Raw genomic sequence first — 14,966 nt, forward strand, 5'->3', positions numbered from 1 at the left:
CTGGCTCGAGGAGCGACAGTACTCATTATCGAGAAGTAAACTGGTGTGTACTAAATAATTAGCATTGGTCCCCGTCTCTGGCGGACTCACAGCCGCTTCTCGAGGCGATAGTCCGACTCCCGTTTCGTCGACGGATGCTCTATCTCGGGTTCCGTGATCCGGAGATAGGTGCTCTTCTTTCCGGCGTCTTCCATCGGGACCCAGTACAACTCGTCGGTCTCTCGGCACCGAACGGCGAACCCGTTGATCGTGTCGTCGTAGTCGACGACCGTGTCAGTTCCGTCGACCGTCGTCTTGCTGGCCGTCTTGAATCGAATGACGTCGTCTTCGATCCAGCCGGTTTTGCACTGCACCCGGAGTATGCGAGTACCAGTATCGAGCAGGAGATCGTACTTGTCGTTGTCTCCGAACGGAATCGACACCGAGTGACCCATAGTGATCAGTGCCGCCAGGATCGTCGCTTCAGTCTCGTCTCCTGTTTGCTTCGTATTCACGCGAGGTCTGGTCCCGTTTTCGTACAAAAACTCCTGGACTGTGTGAGATTTCTACGGGTAGGCCGACCGCCTCGGTTTCCTTACAGGCCGGCCCGTCGCTATACGCTCGAGGCCTGGCCGCAAAACAACCGTCTGGGTACGAGTCGATTCGTCTCGCTGTGTTTCTCGAAGCACGCCGAATCGCTCCGCTCGTCGGTTAGTTCCTCGAAAAGCGCCCGAGGCGGGATTTGAACCCGCGTCACGACCGTGACAGGGTCGTATGATGGGCCACTACACCACCCGGGCACCCTGCAACTCTTCGTTTCCCGGTCGCAGTATTAAGGCTTTCCAATCGGTGACGGTTTGGTAGGCCGGGACGCAACACGATTTCTGGATTTTCGACGCTGTTCGAACTGTTCGAGACAACCGAAACCTCGAGCCAGACTAGCTATCGAACGATGAAGCGAACTACCTGATGAACGGTTGCCAATTCTCCGCAAAGGATTTAATCGATACGTGTGGTACGTACTGGTATGTGACGCCGCCGGCGACGGGTGATGGCCGGCGGGCCGACTAGCCGTGCCTGTGGGGCAACTTAGTAACCGTTAAATGCCTTCCAGCAATACGTCCCTGTAGTATCTCGTGACAGCCGCTTCTCCCCCGGTAGGCCGGACCAACAACACATGGTAGACGTAAGCCAACACGAACTCGTGCCAGAGCACACCATCCTCGACGAGGAGGTACTCGAGGACGTGCTCGACGAGTACGACATCGACCGTACAGACTTGCCGAAGATCAAACGCACGGACAAGGCGCTGCCCGACGAAGCCGAGGTCGGGGACGTCATCAAGATCGTGCGAAACTCGCGAACGACGGATCAGGCCGTCGTCTATCGACTCGTGGTGGAATAAATGGAACTGGATCGAACACTCAGACGGGACATCTCGCGGGAGTATTTTTCGAAAGAACGACTGGCCGAGCATCACTACCGCTCGTTCAACTCCTTCCTCACTCGAGGGATGCAGGAGGTTGTCGACGAAAAGGAGACAATCGACACGGACATCGGCGACAAGGAAGGCGAGGAACCCGTCCGCGTCGATCTCGGGGACGTACGCGTCGTCACACCCCGGGTTCGCGAGGCCGACGGGTCCGAGGAACTGCTCTACCCGCAAGAGGCCCGCCTGCGCAACATCACCTACTCTGCGCCCGTCTTCATGGAGATGAGCATCGTCAAGGGCGAGGAGGGCGACGAGCGCGTCGTCGACTCGACGGAGACGAAGATTGGTCGAATGCCGATCATGGTGGGCTCCGAGAAGTGTAACATCGCGGGCTTTTCCGACCAGGAGCTCATCGAAATCGGCGAGGACCCCGCCGACCCCGGCGGCTACTTCATCGTCAACGGCTCCGAGCGCGTGTTGATGACCAGCGAGGACCTCGCGCCGAACAAGATTCTTGCCGAGTACGACACGAAGTACGGCGACGAGATCCAGGTCGCCAAAACCTTCAGTCAGCGCCGTGGCTACCGCGCACTGGTGCTCTGTGAACGGACCCGGAACGGCCTGCTCGAGGTGTCGTTCCCCTCGGTATCGGGCTCGATCAACTTCGTCACGCTCGTGCGCGCGCTGGGTCTCGAGTCCGACGAGGAGATCGTCCACAAGGTCTCGAACGACCCCGAGGTCGTCAAGTACATGCTCGAGAACCTCGAGGAGGCGGAGGTACAGACGAAAGAGGAGGCCATCGAGGCGCTGGGTAAGCGCGTCGCCTCCGGTCAGGGCAAGAACTACCAGCTCAAGCGGGCGAACTACGTGATCGACCGCTACCTCCTGCCTCACCTCCACGAGGAAGGTGTCGAGGAGGAAGACGTCCGAATCAACAAGGCCCACTACCTCTGTCGGATGGCCGAGGCGTGTTTCGAACTTGCGCTCAACCGGCGCGAATCCGACGACAAGGACCACTACGCGAACAAGCGGCTGAAAGTCAGCGGCGACCTGATGCGCGACCTGTTCCGGACGGCGCTGAACAAGCTGGCACGCGACGTGAAGTACCAGCTCGAGCGTGCGAACATGCGAAACCGGAACCTGTCGGTCAACACCGTCGTGCGCTCTGACGTCCTGACCGAGCGACTCGAGCACCCCATCGCGACGGGGAACTGGGTCGGCGGACGCTCCGGCGTCTCACAACTGGTCGACCGGACGGACTTCATGGGCGTCCTGAGCCACCTGCGCCGGCTCCGGAGCCCGCTTTCGCGCTCACAGCCGCACTTCGAGGCGCGAGACCTGCACGCGACCCAGTGGGGTCGCATCTGTCCCTCCGAGACGCCGGAGGGGCCGAACTGTGGGCTGGTGAAGAACTTCGCACAGGCGATGGAGCTCTCCCAGCACGTCGAGGACGAACAGGACCTGAAACGCGAACTGGCGTCGATGGGTGTCGAGGGCATTCCCGGCATCGAGGGCGTCGAACGAACGACAACGAGTGCAGACGACTAACACATGAGTAGCCAACAACGAGAAGCCAAGGTGTACGTCAACGGGTCGCTGGTGGGTACGCACCCGGACCCGGAGAAGCTGGCCGAACAGATTCGCGAAGCCCGACGCATCGGCGACGTCAGCGAGATGGTCAACGTCTCGGTGAAAGAGCGCACGCGCGAGGTCATCGTCAACGCCGACGCGGGCCGCGCTCGCCGTCCCCTGCTGGTCGTCGAAGACGGCGAACCCCGCATCACGGACGCCGAGATCGAAGCCCTTCGCGACGGCGATCTCGAGTTCGAGGACCTCGTCGACCACGGCTACATCGAGTTCATCGACGCCGAGGAAGAAGAGGACATCTACGTCGCTGTCGACGAGGACGACCTGAACGACGATCACACCCACCTCGAGATCGACCCCTCGCTGATCTTCGGGATCGGTGCGGGGATGATTCCCTACCCCGAGCACAACGCGAGCCCCCGGATTACGATGGGGGCGGGGATGGTCAAGCAGTCGCTGGGGCTCCCGTCGGCCAACTATCGCATTCGGCCAGATACACGCCAGCACCTGCTTCACTACCCGCAGCTGTCGATGGTCAAGACCCAGACGACCGAGCAGATCGGGTTCGACGAGCGCCCAGCCGCCCAGAACTTCGTCGTCGCCGTCATGAGCTACGAGGGGTTCAACATCGAGGACGCGCTGGTCATGAACAAGGCATCCGTCGAGCGCGCGCTCGCTCGCTCGCACTTCTTCCGGACCTACGAGGGCGAGGAGCGACGGTATCCGGGTGGCCAGGAGGACCGCTTCGAGATTCCGAGCCAGGACGTGCGCGGCGCACGCGGCGAGGAAGCCTACACCCACCTCGACGAGGACGGCCTCGTCAACCCCGAGACGAACGTCGACGAGAACTCCGTCTTGCTCGGCAAAACGAGCCCACCGCGATTCCTCGAGGAACCCGACGACATGGGCGGCCTCTCGCCACAGAAGCGCCGAGAGACCTCGGTGACGATGCGTTCGGGCGAATCCGGCGTCGTCGACACCGTCACCCTGATGGAGGGCGAGGACGGCTCGAAGCTGTCGAAGGTCTCGGTGCGTGACGAACGAATCCCCGAACTCGGAGACAAGTTCGCCAGCCGCCACGGCCAGAAGGGGGTCGTCGGTCACCTGGCGCCCCAGGAGGACATGCCCTTCACCGAGGAGGGCGTCGTTCCTGACCTGGTCGTCAACCCCCACGCCCTGCCCTCGCGGATGACCGTCGGGCACATCCTCGAGATGATCGGCGGCAAACTCGGCGCGATGGAAGGTCGTCGCGTCGACGGCACGCCGTTCCTCGGCGAGGACGAGGACCAACTTCGCGGCGGACTCGAGGAGGCCGGCTTCAACTCCGCGGGCAAGGAGGTCATGTACTCGGGCGTGACGGGCGAGAAGATCGAGGCCGAAATCTTCGTTGGCGTCATTTTCTACCAGAAGCTCTACCACATGGTCTCGAACAAACTGCACGCCCGTTCGCGCGGGCCGGTGCAGGTGCTCACCCGTCAGCCCACCGAAGGGCGCGCCCGCGAGGGTGGGCTGCGCATTGGGGAGATGGAGCGCGACGTGTTCATCGGCCACGGGGCGGCCATGACGCTCAAGGAACGGCTGCTGGACGAGTCCGACCGCGAGTTCATCCACATCTGTGGCAACTGTGGGATGAGCGCGGTCGAGAACGTTGAGCAACGTCGGGTGTACTGCCCGAACTGCGACGAGGAGACCGACATCCACGAGATCGAGATGAGCTACGCGTTCAAACTGCTTCTCGACGAGATGAAGGCCCTCGGCATCGCCCCGCGACTCGAACTGGAGGACGCCGTCTAACACATGCAACACAGCACACCCAAAGACATCGGATCGATCAACTTCGGGCTCATGGAGCCCGAAGAGTACCGGGAGATGAGCGCGACGAAGATCATCACCGCCGACACCTACGACGACGACGGCTTCCCCATCGACATGGGGCTGATGGATCCCAGACTGGGCGTCATCGACCCCGGACTCGAGTGCAAGACCTGCGGGAAGCACTCGGGGTCGTGTAACGGCCACTTCGGCCACATCGAACTCGCGGCGCCGGTGATCCACGTCGGTTTCACCAAACTCATCCGGCGACTGCTCCGGGGAACCTGCCGTGAGTGTTCGAAGCTCCTGCTCACCGAGGACGAGCGCCAGGAGTTTCGCGACCAGATCACGGAGTACCGAAAGCTGGGTCACGACCTGAACGATGTGACGAAGGCGGCGATTCGGCAGGCACGAAAGAAGGATCGGTGTCCGTTCTGTGCCGAAATCCAGTACGACATCGACCACGAGAAGCCGACCACCTACTACGAGGTCCAGCAGGTTCTCACGAGCGAGTACTCCCAGCGCATCGCCGGTGCGATGCAGGGCAACGAGGAGGAGGGCATCGACCGAACGACGCCCGACGAACTCGCAGAGAAGACCGACATCGAACTCACCCGGATCAACGAGATCCTCTCGGGTTCGTTCCGGCCACGCGAGGATCAGCGCAAGGCCATCGAGAAGGCTCTCGACATCGACCTGACCGAGGAGGACACGAACAAGCTGATGCCCTCGGACATCCGCGACTGGTTCGAGGCGATCCCGGACGAGGACCTCGAGGTGCTCGGCATCGACGCCGAGCGTTCCCGTCCCGAGTGGATGATTCTGACGGTGCTGCCGGTGCCACCGGTCACCGCTCGTCCCTCGATCACGCTGGACAACGGTCAGCGCAGCGAGGACGACCTCACCCACAAGCTGGTCGACATCATCCGGATCAACCAGCGGTTCATGGAGAACCGCGAGGCCGGTGCGCCCCAGCTGATCATCGAGGACCTGTGGGAACTGCTCCAGTACCACGTCACGACGTTCATGGACAACGAGATTTCGGGAACGCCGCCGGCGCGACACCGCTCCGGGCGGCCCCTGAAGACCCTCTCCCAGCGGCTGAAAGGGAAGGAAGGCCGGTTCCGCGGTTCGCTGTCCGGGAAGCGCGTCAACTTCTCGGCCCGGACCGTCATCTCGCCCGACCCTACCCTGAGCCTCAACGAGGTCGGCGTCCCCGACCGCGTGGCGACGGAGATGACCCAGACGATGCTCGTCACCGAGCGAAACCTCGAGGAGGCTCGACGCTACGTCGCCAACGGGCCGAACAGCCACCCCGGCGCGAACTACGTGCGACGGCCGGACGGCCGCCGGCTCAAGGTGACCGAGAAGAACTGCGAGGCGCTCGCGGGGCTGTCCGAGGAAGGTGAACTCGAGAGTTCCCAGACGATCGGCCCGGGCTGGGAGGTCAACCGACACCTGATCGACGGCGACATCGTCATCTTCAACCGCCAGCCGTCGCTCCACCGGATGTCGATCATGGCCCACGAGGTCGTGGTCATGCCGTACAAGACGTTCCGGCTCAACACCGTCGTTTGCCCGCCGTACAACGCCGACTTCGACGGCGACGAGATGAACATGCACGCCCTCCAGAACGAGGAGGCCCGCGCGGAGGCGCGCGTCCTCATGCGCGTGCAAGAGCAGATCCTGAGTCCCCGCTTCGGGAAGAACATCATCGGGGCGATTCAGGACCACATCTCCGGGACGTACTTGCTGACGAAGGACAACCCCCGGTTCAACGAGACGCAGGCGCTCGACTTGCTCCGGGCGACCCGGATCGACGAACTGCCAGACCCCAGCGGTATCGACGACGAGGACGAGCCGTTCTGGACCGGCCGGGACGTCTTCTCCGAATTGCTGCCCGACGACATGAACCTCGAGTTCACGGGAACGGTCGGCGACGACGTCGTCATCGAGGACGGCCAGCTCGTCTCCGGAACGATCGCCGAGGACGAAGTCGGCGAGTTCGGCGGCGAGATCGTCGATGCGATCACGAAGCAGTACGGGAACACGCGCTCGCGTGTCTTCATCAACGAACTCTCGACGCTCGCGATGCGGGCGATCATGCACTTCGGGTTCTCGATCGGGATCGACGACGAGACGATCCCGGCCGAGGCCGAAGCGCGAATCGACGAGACGATCGAGGAGGCCTACGATCGAGTCGCAGAACTCATCGAAGCCTACGAGCGCGGCGAACTCGAGAGCCTGCCCGGGCGGACGCTCGACGAGACGCTCGAGATGAAGATCATGCAGACGCTCTCGCGGGCGCGTGACAACGCGGGGAACATCGCCGAGGAGCATTTCGAGGGCGACAATCCCGCGGTCGTCATGGCCGAGTCCGGGGCGCGTGGGTCGATGCTCAACCTGACCCAGATGGCCGGCTGTGTCGGCCAGCAGGCAGTTCGTGGCGAGCGGATCAACCGCGGCTACGAGAACCGCACCCTGAGCCACTACCAGCAAAACGACCTCTCGGCGGAGGCTCACGGTTTCGTCGAGAGTTCCTACACGGTCGGCCTGGATCCGCGGGAGTTCTTCTTCCACGCGATGGGCGGCCGCGAGGGGCTGGTCGACACGGCAGTCCGGACCTCGAAGTCCGGTTACCTCCAGCGTCGGCTAATCAACGCGCTCTCGGAACTCGAGGCGCAGTACGACGGTACCGTCCGGGACACGGGCGACACCATCGTGCAGTTCGAGTTCGGCGAGGACGGCACCTCGCCAGTACAGGTGGCCTACGACGACGACCACGACGTCGACGTCGAGGGCATCGCCGAGACGGTGCTCGAAGAGGAGTTCGACTCCGAGGCCGACCGCAAGGCGTTCCTCTCCGGGAAGCGGATCGAGACGAACCTCTCGGAACACGCCGACAGTCGTCGAGTTGCCGAGCCCGAGGGGGTGAGCTCGGATGACTAAGACCGAGAACGTCTTCGTCCAGGACTACGACGTCGACGACGACGCCGTCGTCATCGTCGAGGATAGCGAACTCCCGCGACGGCTCAAGGATCGCGTCTACGCAGTGCTCGAGGACAAAGGAGACGTGACGATCGAGCAGGCCCAGGATATCGTCAGCGCCGTCGAGACCGAGTACGTCGAGACGCGCGTCGACCCGCTCGACCCCGTCGGGACCGTCAGCGCCCAGTCCATCGGGGAGCCCGGGACGCAGCTGACGATGAACACGTTCCACTATGCAGGGGTCGCCGAGATCGACGTCACCCAGGGACTGCCCCGACTGATCGAACTCGTCGACGCCCGGAAGACGCCGGACACGCCGACGATGCAGGTTCACCTCACAGAGGAGTACGCGACCGAACGCGAGAAAGCTCACGAAGTCGTCTGGAACATCGAGGCGACGAAGATTCTCGCGCTGGGCGACGTGTCGACGAACGTCGCCGACATGCGCGTCCAGATCGACCTGAACCAGGACACGCTCGAGGAGCGACTCATCACGGCCGAGGAGGTCGCCGAGATCATTGAGGACTCTCTGGGCGTGTCGACGACGCAGCAGGGAACCCAGATCGAGTTCGGCCCCGAGGAGCCGTCTTACCGGGACCTCCTCCAGCTGGTCGAGGAGCTTCGTGACATCACGTTCAAGGGGATCGAGGACATCTCGCGGGTCGTCATCCGCCGGGAGGACCTCGAGGTCGAGACCGACGACGGTGTCGAGGAGCGCGAGGAGTTCGTCCTCTACACCGAGGGGTCGGCCTTCGGCGACGTGCTCTCGATCGAGGGCGTCGACGCCTCGCGGACGACCTGTAACAACATCCACGAGATTCACCGCAACCTCGGCATCGAGGCCGCCCGCGAGGCGATCATCGAGGAGACGAACAACACGCTGGCCGAGCAGGGGCTCGACGACGTGAACGTTCGCCACCTGATGCTGGTCGCCGACATGATGACCAACGAGGGGACCATCGAGTCGATCGGTCGTCACGGCATCTCGGGTTCGAAGGACTCCGTACTCGCCCGCGCAGCGTTCGAGGTGACGGTCAACCACCTGCTCAACGCCGCAATCCACGGCGAGATCGACGAACTCGACGGTGTCACCGAGAACGTCATCGTCGGCAAGCCGATCAAGCTCGGTACCGGCGACGTCGACCTGCGGATGGGATCGTCGCCGAATCGGGCGGACTGACCCGAGTACCGAGTACCAGCACCGACTCCCAACTACGAACTGACCGACTACCGACTCGTTTTCTCTACACCCAGATGACCATCACCCTCGAGGACGACGCACGCCAGTTCATCGCCCGATTCGAGGACGTCTCCGGAATCTCCGGCCAGGACTGTCTCGTCTTCGAGGACCGCCTGGTAATCGTCGTCCCCCCGGGGACGATGGGGCAGGCAGTCGGCGCCCGCGGACAGCACGTCCAGCAATTCGAGCGCCGAACGGGGCGATCCGTGCGGCTGGCCGAGGGCTCGAGCGATCCCGAAGCGTTCGTGGCGAACGCGCTGGCGCCCGCGGCGGTCCGCAACGTCACGATCAGCGAGAACAACACGACGGTCGCCTACGTCGAGGTGCCCGAGGACGACCGCGGGGTTGCCATCGGCACCGACGGCCGACGAATCGAGGACGCGCGGACGCTCGCCGAGCGTCACTTTGGGATCGACGACGTGCAGTTAGCCTGAGCGTCCGCGTGATGGTGCTACGTTTCTCCTCACCTCGAGGATGCCTTGATATCGACGTTCCTCGAGAAGCCCCGAACGTATACGGTCGTTCGTGACAGATCGACGAGCATGACCGACGACGGGCCAACCTACGGACGGGAACGGTTGATCGAGATCTACACGCAGGGAATGTTCGCCGGACAGCCGCCATCGCTGCCGCCGTCCTACGAGGCGCTCGAGACGGCCGCGGAGGCGGCTCTCGAGCCGGAAGCGTTCGGCTACGTCGCGGGAAGCGCCGGGGCCGAACGAACGAAGGCGGCGAATCGGACGGCGTTCGAGCAGTGGCGGATCGTCCCGCGGATGCTCAGGGACGTCGCTACGCGGGACCTCTCGGTCGAGTTGTTCGGCGAGACGTACCCCGCGCCGGTCGCGTTGGCACCGATTGGGGTTCAGTCGATCCTCCACGAGGAGGCGGAACTCGCCTCGGCGCGGGCGGCCGCCGGTCTCGGTCTGCCGTTCGTCCAGAGCACCGCCGCCTCGGAGACGCTCGAGGACGTCGCCGTGGCAACCGGCGACGCGCCCGCGTGGTTTCAGCTGTACTGGAGTTCAGATCGCGACCTCACGGAAAGTTTCGTCTCGCGCGCGGAAATCGCGGGCTACGAGGTGCTGGTCGTCACCGTCGACACGCCGATCATCAGCTGGCGCGAGCGCGACGTCGAACAGGCGTACCTCCCCTTCCTCGACGGCGACGGCGTCGCGAACTACTTCTCGGATCCGGCGTTTCGGGACCTGCTCGCCGATCCGCCCGAGGAGAACCCCGACGCCGCGGTCATGAAATTCGTGGACGTCTTCGGCAACGCCTCGCTCACGTGGGACGACCTCGAGTGGCTCGCCGGTTTCACCGACCTGCCGGTCCTCGTCAAGGGAATCGTCCACCCGGACGACGCCATCCTGGCGCTCGAGTCCGGCGCCGACGGTGTAATCGTCTCGAACCACGGCGGTCGTCAGGTCGACAACGCGCTCCCCGCGATCGAGGCACTCCCTCGAGTGGTCGACCGACTGGCGGACAGGGGGTACGGCGACGCCCCGGTACTGTTCGACAGCGGCATCCGTCGCGGTGCGGACGCCGTCACGGCGCTCGCTCTCGGTGCCGAGCTGGTCCTGTTCGGGCGGCCCTACGTCTACGGACTCGCGGTCGACGGCGAAGACGGGGTTCGGGAAGTCTGTCGAAACTTCCTGGCGGACCTCGACCTGACACTCGGGCTGGCGGGTCACGCGTCCGTCGCGGAACTCGACCGATCGTCGATCGTCCCCGCCGGCGGTTCGTTCGAACTCGAGTGACGGCGGTGTGGTTGATTCATACGCACCCAGAGAAATTCGCCACCGGGACGATTTCGCGGGCAAATCGGGCACAACAGTAAAATACGTCCGGTCGGGTCTTTTGCCCAGGAAAGAATGTCTGTATTACAGAAATTCAAGAGAAATAGCCGATCTGTTACGATCGTAACTATCGTCACAGTGTTGCTTCTCGCGACGACGAGCGGGGCCGCGGTCAGCGCTTCATCCGTCGGAACGACTGCTGTCGCCGACTCGGGCGCGGGTGATCAGGTTCCGAACCCCATCGCGGCAGGGACCTACGAGGGACAGGAACTCGAGGCGGGCCAGTCGGTCACCTACGACGCAGAACTCTCCGAAGGCGAGTACTTCGCGGCTGTTGCTCTATTTGAAGCCGGGACGGATCTCCGAGTAACGATTCGTGACCCGAGCGGGACGGTAGTCGGCGAGACGTTCAGTGACACGGAGTACGAGGTCGCCGAACTTCTGTCGGTGGACGAGGGCGGCACCTATACCGTCGAAATCGCGAACGAAGGCTCCGCGGCAGCGACGTTTACCCTCGACGTCTACCACGACAGCGACTCCGAGACTGGCTCTGAGTCGTCGACCGCCGACGTGCCTGACCCACTCGAGGAAGGGACCTACGAGGGACAGGAACTCGAGGCGGGCCAGTCGGTCACCTACGAGGCCGAACTCACCGAGAACGATTTCATCTCGATTATGGCGGACTTCGATTCGGACGCCGACATTGCCGTGACGATCCGTGACCCGAACGGATCGGCGGTCGGCGAATCGCTCCCGCACGACGATTTCTACGCGGCGGACCTCACTAGCGCACCTACCGACGGGACGTACACGGTCGAGATCGAAAACCGAGGCGAGACGGCGGCCACGTTCGTCCTCGACGTCTACTACGACGAGTTCGAATCCGATCCGTCCAGAGTGCAAGTTCCGGATCCGCTCGAGAACGGCTATTTCCCTGGTCTCGAACTCGAGGAGGGTGAGACGGCTACCTACGATGCCGAACTGGAAACCGGCGACCTCTTCACCGTGAGCGTGCTTTCCGGCACCGACCTCGAGGTGATGGTTACCGACCCGTCCGGGTCCGCCGTAGGGACCGACGTCCGAGACGGAGACTACCGGGCCGTCAACGTGGTCGGCGCACCCACCGACGGGACGTACACAGTCGCGGTCGAAAACCGCGGCGAGACGGCGACCGAAACCGATCTCAGCGTCCTGTACGAACCAACCCCGGCCGTCCTCGAGAACGGATCGTTCGAAGGAACGGTCGACGGGATGGACTTCGACATTTTCATGATCGATCTGAACGCGGGCGACGACCTCTCGGTGACGATCACGTCCGACGACGCGGCCGATCTCGAGGTAACGCTCTTCGACTCGGCGACCGAGGAACTCGCCACCGGCGAACACGGAGACGGCACCGTTTCCCTCGACCTATCCGATGTCGAATCCAGCGACACTCATCTGTTGCAGGTGTACAACGTCGGCACGTCCGAAGTCGACTACGAACTCGAGGTTTCACACTCCGGACACGCCAACGCGACGGAGAAAGCGGAAGTGGAAGGCGAGGAAGCACGCGAAAGCGGAGACGAGACGAACGAGAGCGAGACGACCGAAAACGCCGACGGCGATGGGGACGCATCCGACCCAACCCGCCAACTTGACGACGAAATGCCGGGGATGACCGCCTCCGGCGCGTCCCTCGCCCTTCTGGTTGTCTCGTCACTGCTACTCGGACGAACCCGCGTCGGCGACGACGCCTGAACGACTCTCGAGACTGGCGTACGGAATTCTCTACGCCGCCGAGTGACCATAGACCGCGCTGAGCCCGTAACTCGAGACCACGAAACGCCCTCAGATCTCTCGATGGGGTTCGATAAAGCGCTCTCGAGGCGTTTCTCCCGGAAGCAAAAGGGGATGCTTAAGTGCCTTCGTCGGATAGCCATCGCCATGGCAAACGGCAAATACGCCGCGCGCAAACTCAAGAAGGACCGCCAGAACCAGCGGTGGTCCGACTCTGACTACGCGCGCCGAGCACGCGGCCTGCGCGAGAAATCGGACCCGCTCGAGGGTGCACCCCAGGCTCGCGGTATCGTCCTCGAAAAGGTCGGCATCGAAGCGAAACAGCCCAACTCGGCCATTCGAAAGTGCGTCCGCGTCCAGCTGATCAAGAACGGCAAGCAGGTCACGGCGTTCTGTCCCGGCGACGGGGCGATCTCGTTCATCGACGAACACGACGAGGTCACCATCGCCGGTATCGGTGGCGCGAAGGGTCGTGCCATGGGTGACCTCTCGGGCGTCAACTACAAGGTCGACAAGGTCAACGGTGTCGCCATGCTCGAACTGGTTCGCGGCAACGCGGAGAAACCGGTGCGATAACATGAGCGAGCAGGAACAACCCGAACCCGACGCGCCCGCTGGCGGCAGTGACCTCACTGCCAAGCTCTTTGGCACGTGGGACGTCTCCGAGATCGCCTACAACGACCCCTCGACCGAGCGCTACCTGTCGGTGACGCCCATCGCGCATACGGCGGGTCGCCACGCGAGCAAGCAGTTCAAGAAGTCCGAACTCTCCGTCGTCGAGCGACTGGCCAACCGCCTGATGCAGACCGAGGAGAACACGGGCAAGAAACAGCAGACGCTGAAGATCGTTCGCGACGCGTTCGAAATCGTCAACGACCGCACCGAGGAGAACCCCGTCCAGGTCCTCGTCACTGCCGTCGAGAACGCGGCGCCGCGCGAGGAGACCGTCCGTCTCAAGTACGGCGGTATCTCGGTCCCCAAGGCTGTCGACGTCGCGCCCCAGCGCCGCGTCGACCAGGCCCTGAAGTTCATCGCCGAGGGTGCGCACAGCGCCTCGTTCAAGTCGCCGACGTCGGCTTCGGAAGCGCTCGCCAGCCAGCTCATCGGCGCGTCGAACTACGACGTCCAGACGTACGCGATCAACCAGAAAGAAGAGAAAGAACGCGTTGCGGCTGCCGCGAGATAACCGCGTTTCGTTTGCGTTTTCGGCTTCGCTTTTTCTCGTTTTCTCGTTGACTCTCACACCGATCCGGCAACTCTCGAGCACACTCGACGTTCGATATCCGCCATTCTCGGGGTTCCCCTCGTGAGCGACGTTACACAGTTTCGAGGAGAAGGCCCACGACTTCAGTCGTGGGAGTAGTCACTGATCCGGCAGGACACACCGTTCGAACCAGTTTCCACGGCTACCATCCATCTCTGACCAATTTGCTTGCACTTGCAGGCAAGCCGAGTCAGATTTATAGGCCCCGCGCGTGGATTCTACGTACTAACTGTGTTGTCTATTACGTCACCTCGCGTCTTCGCCGTTCACCACGACGTTTCTCGAGTCGTGTCGGATGCTGACGCCCTCTCCGCGGTGTACGACGTTCGCTGCATCGACTTCGACCGATCGATCCTCGATCAGCTCGAGGCAGGCGACGACGTCATCCTCGTCGACTGGGAACTCGAGAGTCCGGATCCCAGAGGGGTTCTCGATGCACTCAGCCAGAACGCGCCATCGACGCCTATACTCGCGGTGGCCAGCGACGTCCCGACGGACGACCCCATCGACCGCGGCGCCGACGAGTATCTGGTGACGCCCGTCTCGGTCGAGAAACTACGGTCGACGATCGATCGACTGGTTCTCCAGCACGCCTACGAAGAGGCGATGAGCGAGTACTTTCGACTCGCGGGGGAGCGGGCGCTGCTCGAAAACGAACGCGAGGCGGGTGTCGACGTCGACGAGCGCCACGAGCAGGTACTGGCTGACTTAGACGAGTGGCGAGAGCGAGCGGATTCGATCAGAGGTGAGTTCTCGCGCGAGGGATTCGACCGGGCGCTTCGCCGGTTACTCAGTGAGTAACGAATTTTCACGGTAATTTTCGACCGAACCCGACGCCGTCTTCTTTTTCTATCCTATCTGGATGTTTAAATATTTATACTATCAGATTTTCACATGGATTCTGTGTCTGATTTATTAAAATAAATTCATTACGGGTCGGTACCATGGCTTGTATGTACTATGACGGAACTTAGCGACTACCTGAAGAACCACCCACGAATGATCGGCGTCCTGTTCACGGCCATGCTGTTGCTGGCCCAGGCAGGAACGGTTGCGGCGGGGAACAGCGGTGCTTACACCGGCCCCTGAACG

13 protein-coding genes and 1 tRNA gene are annotated in these 14,966 nt (G+C 62.8%); 12 read left to right on the forward strand and 2 right to left on the reverse strand.

The genetic code is table 11. From position 1 onward, the window contains the following. Positions 1-86: 86 nt before the first annotated feature. The gene (locus AC6I65_RS02850) at positions 87-494 is read right to left on the reverse strand and encodes a group I intron-associated PD-(D/E)XK endonuclease (RefSeq protein WP_497902578.1); all 408 of its coding nucleotides are present in this window, start codon (positions 492-494) and stop codon (positions 87-89) included. A 212-nt stretch (positions 495-706) separates the two neighbouring features. Further along, a tRNA-Asp gene (locus tag AC6I65_RS02855) sits at positions 707-779 on the reverse strand. Between the two features lie 377 nt (positions 780-1,156). On the opposite strand from AC6I65_RS02855, the gene AC6I65_RS02860 reads away from it, so the two are divergent. From AC6I65_RS02860 to AC6I65_RS02915, 12 genes are all read left to right on the forward strand, one after another. Beyond that, the gene (locus AC6I65_RS02860) at positions 1,157-1,384 is read left to right on the forward strand and encodes a DNA-directed RNA polymerase subunit H (protein WP_254159406.1); all 228 of its coding nucleotides are present in this window, start codon (positions 1,157-1,159) and stop codon (positions 1,382-1,384) included. Then, positions 1,385-2,959: a DNA-directed RNA polymerase subunit B'' gene (locus tag AC6I65_RS02865; protein ID WP_254159407.1), complete on the forward strand. Its 1,575-nt coding sequence runs from the start codon at positions 1,385-1,387 to the stop codon at positions 2,957-2,959. Between the two features lie 3 nt (positions 2,960-2,962). Continuing rightward, entirely contained in the window at positions 2,963-4,792 is a 1,830-nt protein-coding gene (gene rpoB / locus AC6I65_RS02870; RefSeq protein WP_254159408.1) for a DNA-directed RNA polymerase subunit B, read from the forward strand. 3 nt (positions 4,793-4,795) lie between these two features. Then, positions 4,796-7,759: a DNA-directed RNA polymerase subunit A' gene (locus tag AC6I65_RS02875; RefSeq protein WP_497902579.1), complete on the forward strand. Its 2,964-nt coding sequence runs from the start codon at positions 4,796-4,798 to the stop codon at positions 7,757-7,759. Further along, entirely contained in the window at positions 7,752-8,978 is a 1,227-nt protein-coding gene (gene rpoA2 / locus AC6I65_RS02880) for a DNA-directed RNA polymerase subunit A'' (protein WP_497902580.1), read from the forward strand. Before AC6I65_RS02875 ends, rpoA2 begins: the two co-directional genes overlap by 8 nt. A 74-nt stretch (positions 8,979-9,052) precedes the next feature. Continuing rightward, positions 9,053-9,472 carry a NusA-like transcription termination signal-binding factor gene (locus AC6I65_RS02885; RefSeq protein WP_497902581.1) on the forward strand — a complete coding sequence of 140 codons (420 nt, stop codon included), beginning with the start codon at positions 9,053-9,055 and terminating at the stop codon, positions 9,470-9,472. Between the two features lie 108 nt (positions 9,473-9,580). Beyond that, on the forward strand, positions 9,581-10,792 hold the full coding sequence (locus tag AC6I65_RS02890; protein WP_497902582.1) for an alpha-hydroxy-acid oxidizing protein: 1,212 nt from the start codon (positions 9,581-9,583) through the stop codon (positions 10,790-10,792). 180 nt (positions 10,793-10,972) lie between these two features. Beyond that, positions 10,973-12,571 (forward strand): hypothetical protein, encoded by a 1,599-nt coding sequence (locus tag AC6I65_RS02895; RefSeq protein WP_497902583.1) that lies wholly within the window; start codon positions 10,973-10,975, stop codon positions 12,569-12,571. A 186-nt stretch (positions 12,572-12,757) separates the two neighbouring features. Further along, positions 12,758-13,186, forward strand: coding sequence for a 30S ribosomal protein S12 (locus tag AC6I65_RS02900; RefSeq protein WP_253432648.1), 429 nt, complete (start codon positions 12,758-12,760; stop codon positions 13,184-13,186). A 1-nt stretch (position 13,187) separates the two neighbouring features. Further along, positions 13,188-13,796, forward strand: coding sequence for a 30S ribosomal protein S7 (locus tag AC6I65_RS02905; protein WP_254159414.1), 609 nt, complete (start codon positions 13,188-13,190; stop codon positions 13,794-13,796). 366 nt (positions 13,797-14,162) lie between these two features. After that, complete coding sequence (locus AC6I65_RS02910) at positions 14,163-14,675, forward strand: HalX domain-containing protein (RefSeq protein WP_497902584.1); 513 nt, start codon at positions 14,163-14,165, stop codon at positions 14,673-14,675. Positions 14,676-14,834: 159 nt separating this feature from the next. Continuing rightward, positions 14,835-14,963: a DUF7503 family protein gene (locus tag AC6I65_RS02915; RefSeq protein ID WP_497902585.1), complete on the forward strand. Its 129-nt coding sequence runs from the start codon at positions 14,835-14,837 to the stop codon at positions 14,961-14,963. Positions 14,964-14,966: the final 3 nt, after the last annotated feature.

The organism is Natronosalvus sp. KLKA75 (assembly GCF_059736265.1).